The organism is Winogradskyella bathintestinalis, assembly GCF_030407435.1.
Lineage (GTDB): Bacteria > Bacteroidota > Bacteroidia > Flavobacteriales > Flavobacteriaceae > Winogradskyella > Winogradskyella bathintestinalis.
In genome coordinates this window covers 1-4,465 of record NZ_JASDDK010000023.1, presented here as the reverse complement: position 1 = coordinate 4,465, position 4,465 = coordinate 1, and the positions used below count along the sequence as shown (strand labels likewise).

The following is a 4,465-nucleotide window of genomic DNA, read 5'->3' as shown; positions in this document are numbered from 1 at the left end:
ATTAAAATCCAGCGTAATATTTTTAAGGTTCAGATTTGATTTCGGATTAGGTTTTTTTCGCGCATAAACTAGCTAAAAGTAGAGTAGAAGCGGTAAAATTGCAAGTGCGCGAAAATGTTTGCCAACGTGTTTGTATATGGTTTGTTGCGTGTTTTAAGCACCTAATTTAGCAAATAAAAACCGAATAGAAAATCCGCGAGGATTTTCATAAGTAGGCTAGAACCAGCAATAAATTATATACGGTGTTGTGCGCAGGTTTTTTAAGAGTTCCAAATTTTAATCATTTTTTCGTCATCTGGAAATAAATTTTCTCTTTCTAAAAATACTCCATTAATCATACAAAACCAAGTTCGTTCTTCATCAAGAAGTCCATATTTTTCGTTTTTTTCAACGAATTGAATTTCGCTCCAATGTTTATGAACAAAATTATATCTCCAACCGAAAAGAGTCGAAGATAAATTTTCAATTGGTTTGTCTGATAATATTATTAATCGATGATTTTTATCTGTTACTGAAATTATAAGTTCTAATTTTTCTAAACTTTCCATTTTTTCACTTGATTCAGGAAGATTAGGCATAAGGTAAATATCAGTTGGTCTTTCTAAAATTTCTATTTGTTCCTCATTTGTTTTTTCATCAATATAATTATTCCATTCTTTGGTTTTGAGTATGAAATCTGGACTTACTTTTCCTGTGATTTTCTTAATTTCTTGAAATTCCCAATTTAGTTTTTTGAAAAACGAAATCCATTTATGTTTAATGAATTCAGAAGAGTTTAATATATTTTCAAATCCATTTATATCTTTTTTTAGTTTATCTATTTGTCTTTGTTTATCAATAATTTGAGTTTCAATTATTACTTGTTTAGCGATGTCAAATTCGCAAGTAAAAAATTCTCTTTTTTTGTTATATCTATATTCCGAAAGAGAATTATGTATTTCTTTTTCCGCCCAATTTAAATCGGCAAATTCAAATTCATCTTCAACTTTAAAGTTTTCTGGAATGCTCGTAGATGCAGAAAGTTGTTTGCTTCTGTCAGTTGATTTTTTGGTCGTTTTTCCGATTTTTAGTAAATCCGCTTTTAGCGAATTATTTGATAATATGTAAATAAATCCTCTCTTCATTTCGTATTTTTTAACTTGCGCACAACGTGTTTGTGTATGGTTAGTTGCGTGGTCTAGTAGCTAAGTTAGCAAACTTTTACGAACCCGTGAATATTCCGCAGGAATATTCACAAGTAAGCGAGAACCTAGCAATTAATTATACACGGTGTTGTGTACAGTTATTTATAGGTGTATTTATATACATTTATTAATCTTTCCTTCCCTCCAGTTTTTTTATATTCTTTTTTTTCTATTAATATTCCATTGGGATTGTATGTAAAAAGTATTCTTTCATATAGGATATTTTTTCTAGTTAAAAACTTTTCTATAGAGCTCAATTCAGAATCATTGTATCTGTAATGATATGTTCTAGTACGGTCGTTAAATTTAATCACTCGTCCATTTTTGTCGTATTCATAATTAAATTTAATTCCACTTCGGTAAGCTACTTCAGCTATTTTTCCATTTTTGAAGTATTCAGTCAAAAAAGTTACAGAATCATTTGATTTTTCTATTCGTTTTAGATTTCCAAATAAACTATAGAAGTGTTTTTCTTTCTCTCCGAATTTATTTATTAAATAGTTTAGTTTTCCTTTTCTTTTGTAGACTTTCTCTATTTTATATTTTTTTTCAATCAAAGAGTCTTTATGATAGTTAAAATAAATACTATCCAGATATCCAAATTCATCATAAAAATTTTTCTGAAGTCCATTTGATACTGACCAAAAATGGATTTTTAAATTAGACTTGATTTTTTTGTTAAGATATTCCGTTTTTGATTCAAAAATATTGATAAAAGGATATCTGTGATGTTTTTTCTTAAAGTTAGGGAAAACCTCCTTGTAAATTCCGCTTTTGTACTCGGTCAGAATTTGATTTAAAATTGTATCTTTTTTTTTCGAGTCTACTTTCCATTCATATCGTACTGATTTAACTTCAGATGTATCAATTTTTACTTGAGAAAAACTCGAAGTAAAAACAGAAATTAAGATGATAAGCAGGATGTTTTTCATAATTGTACACAACGTGATTGTGTATGGTTAGTTGCGTGGTTAAGCAACTAAGTTAGCAAACTTTTACGAACCTGTGAATATTCCGCAGGAATATTCGCAAGTAGTGAAGAACAAAGCAATTAACTATACACGGTGTTGGCAAATCGTTGTTTTTATTCAGGTTTTTAATTATTCAGATAAATTTTGTTTTTTAAAAGGAATCCATTTGAAAATAAAACCTAAACCCACAGCACATAAAATTCCTGAAATTGTTTGCATAAAATTATTGTCAAGTAATAAATATGCTATAATCGCAAAAATCAAAACTGCAATTCCCTTAATTTGTGATTTATTCATAATCTTATTTTTATGTCTAGTTCATTATATTTTTCAATTCCGATTGAGTGAGCAATTCCGCAACTTGCTAAATTCCGCATTAAGTTCGGATTTTGTTTATCAATTCAGATTCCAATTCCGCAAACGAGCTAAAATTCCAACGGAATCATATTCCTAATTTATTCAGATATAGATTTTTTCTTTTCTTTATTTTCAGTAATAAATATCTTTACTATAGCCACAATAAGTACAATTAAAGCACTTAAAGATAACCAAAAATCAAATGATTGAATATTGAAATTTGAATATCCAAAATTCAAGATATTTAAAATCATAGCTATGATAACTAATATCATTGAAAAATTTCTTTTAATCATATTTCTCTCTTTTGAGTACGTTCAGCCAATGTTTGCCAACGGTTTTGTGTATGATTTCGTTGCGTGTTTAAGCAGTAAAGTTAGCAAATAAATCACAGATAGAAAGTCCGCGAGGACTTTCGTAAGTAGGCTAGAACTAGCAATGAATTATACACGGTGTTGTGTGCAGTTTTTATATGTTTTTTAAATTCTTTTCTTGAGTTGCCCACATAATAACATCACGAAAATCAATTTTCGCTCTTTTTGTCAATTCCTCAACTTCTGAAAGTTCTCCTTTCGCCAAATACAAAATAGACATCCTTGTATTCTTTAAATTGTATTCAGATTCTGCCATAACGTGATTCAAGTTAATGGAAGATAATTCTTTAACTACTGAATTCTTCTGTTCAGTTTTAAAATCAATACTTATAATGTCAAGTATTTCTTTGTCCATAAATACTATTCTTCAATTTCTGGATTTAGTGGTGAAAGATAAGTGTCATTTAATTCGGTTACTTTCCCTTTTTTCATACGCCAAACTTTGAATGCGTTTTCGTTTCCTCTTTCAGTATCCTCATCGTCTTGAACATATAAAATTCCGTAAGAACCTTTTGATATTTCCGCAATCCATTTAAAGAAATCAATCACGTGTTCTGTTCGATGATTGTGATTTACCATAATCGACAAATGGTAGGTTCCATTCAAACATTTCAACGAATAGATTTCATTTCCGTAATCAAGTTCTACTAATATCTTTTGTTCTATTTGTTTTACAATTGAATTCAATAGTTCGTTATTATCATCTTCTTCACGAAATGACTCTCTAATTATTGCCCACCCATTAAATTCAATCATTATCTGTTCGGTTTGTCAAATTGCACACAACGGTTTTGTGTATGATTTCGTTGCGTGTTTAAGCAACTAATTTAGCAAATACAAACCGGATAGAAAATCCGCGAGGATTTTCGTAAGTAGGTGAGTACTAGCAATGAATTATACACGTTGTTGTAAGTAGTTTTTTATTTCAGTTTGGTTTTTACTAATTCGACAATCTTTTTAAAACTTTCACTTCCGATTTCATTTTCTCCGATTATCATAATATCGCCTTTTTCTGGTTCCAAGAGCATAAGTAAATTCGCATCCTTTATCTTAAATCCTTTGAATTCAGTCCATTTTATGTCACGCGTTATATTTTTGTCAATGTATTTTATAGACTCATCTTTAAATTCAAATATTCCGTTGCCAAAGTCAGATTCCACTTCCGCAACTTTTTCTTTTATTTTCTCAAAATATGTGTTTTTGAGTTTATTGTATAATTGAAATTTCGGATATGCTTTAACAACGTAAAAAACTCCTAAAATGATAAAAACAATTCCGAGATACGATTTTCCGATAATAATTGAAATTCCGATTAATGTTGATATTAAACCAACAATTAATGACTCCCTTGCGTCTTTCAGATATGGCTTATAAATCAATGGAATTATTAATTCAGTTTGATTTAAATAAATGTCAGATTTAAAGGGTATTTCGAATTTCAAATGAGCTTGGTGTATTATACTGAAATAGGTTGACCTTTTTTTTGTTATTATTTCGACGTTCAAAAGATTTTTTTTAGCCGTTTAGAAGGCAAAAAAATAGTTTGAACTAGGTCTGTATTTAAATCGTTAGTTCAGGT

At 29.1% G+C, this 4,465-nt stretch carries 7 protein-coding genes; all 7 read right to left on the bottom strand.

Annotated features, from left to right (window positions below; all coding sequences use genetic code 11):
• Positions 1 to 260: 260 nt before the first annotated feature.
• Positions 261 to 1,124, bottom strand: a complete 864-nt coding sequence (locus QMA06_RS16375; protein WP_290207991.1) for a GIY-YIG nuclease family protein — start codon at positions 1,122 to 1,124, stop codon at positions 261 to 263.
• 158 nt (positions 1,125 to 1,282) lie between these two features.
• The gene (locus QMA06_RS16370; protein ID WP_290207990.1) at positions 1,283 to 2,116 is read right to left on the bottom strand and encodes a hypothetical protein; all 834 of its coding nucleotides are present in this window, start codon (positions 2,114 to 2,116) and stop codon (positions 1,283 to 1,285) included.
• Between the two features lie 168 nt (positions 2,117 to 2,284).
• On the bottom strand, positions 2,285 to 2,452 hold the full coding sequence (locus QMA06_RS16365) for a hypothetical protein (RefSeq protein WP_290207989.1): 168 nt from the start codon (positions 2,450 to 2,452) through the stop codon (positions 2,285 to 2,287).
• Positions 2,453 to 2,610: 158 nt separating this feature from the next.
• The gene (locus tag QMA06_RS16360; protein ID WP_290207988.1) at positions 2,611 to 2,808 is read right to left on the bottom strand and encodes a DUF645 family protein; all 198 of its coding nucleotides are present in this window, start codon (positions 2,806 to 2,808) and stop codon (positions 2,611 to 2,613) included.
• A 172-nt stretch (positions 2,809 to 2,980) separates the two neighbouring features.
• Positions 2,981 to 3,241 carry a hypothetical protein gene (locus QMA06_RS16355; RefSeq protein WP_290207987.1) on the bottom strand — a complete coding sequence of 87 codons (261 nt, stop codon included), beginning with the start codon at positions 3,239 to 3,241 and terminating at the stop codon, positions 2,981 to 2,983.
• A gap of 5 nt (positions 3,242 to 3,246) precedes the next feature.
• On the bottom strand, positions 3,247 to 3,642 hold the full coding sequence (locus tag QMA06_RS16350) for an Imm7 family immunity protein (protein ID WP_290207986.1): 396 nt from the start codon (positions 3,640 to 3,642) through the stop codon (positions 3,247 to 3,249).
• Between the two features lie 164 nt (positions 3,643 to 3,806).
• The gene (locus QMA06_RS16345; protein WP_290207985.1) at positions 3,807 to 4,328 is read right to left on the bottom strand and encodes a hypothetical protein; all 522 of its coding nucleotides are present in this window, start codon (positions 4,326 to 4,328) and stop codon (positions 3,807 to 3,809) included.
• Between the last annotated feature and the right edge of the window lie 137 nt (positions 4,329 to 4,465).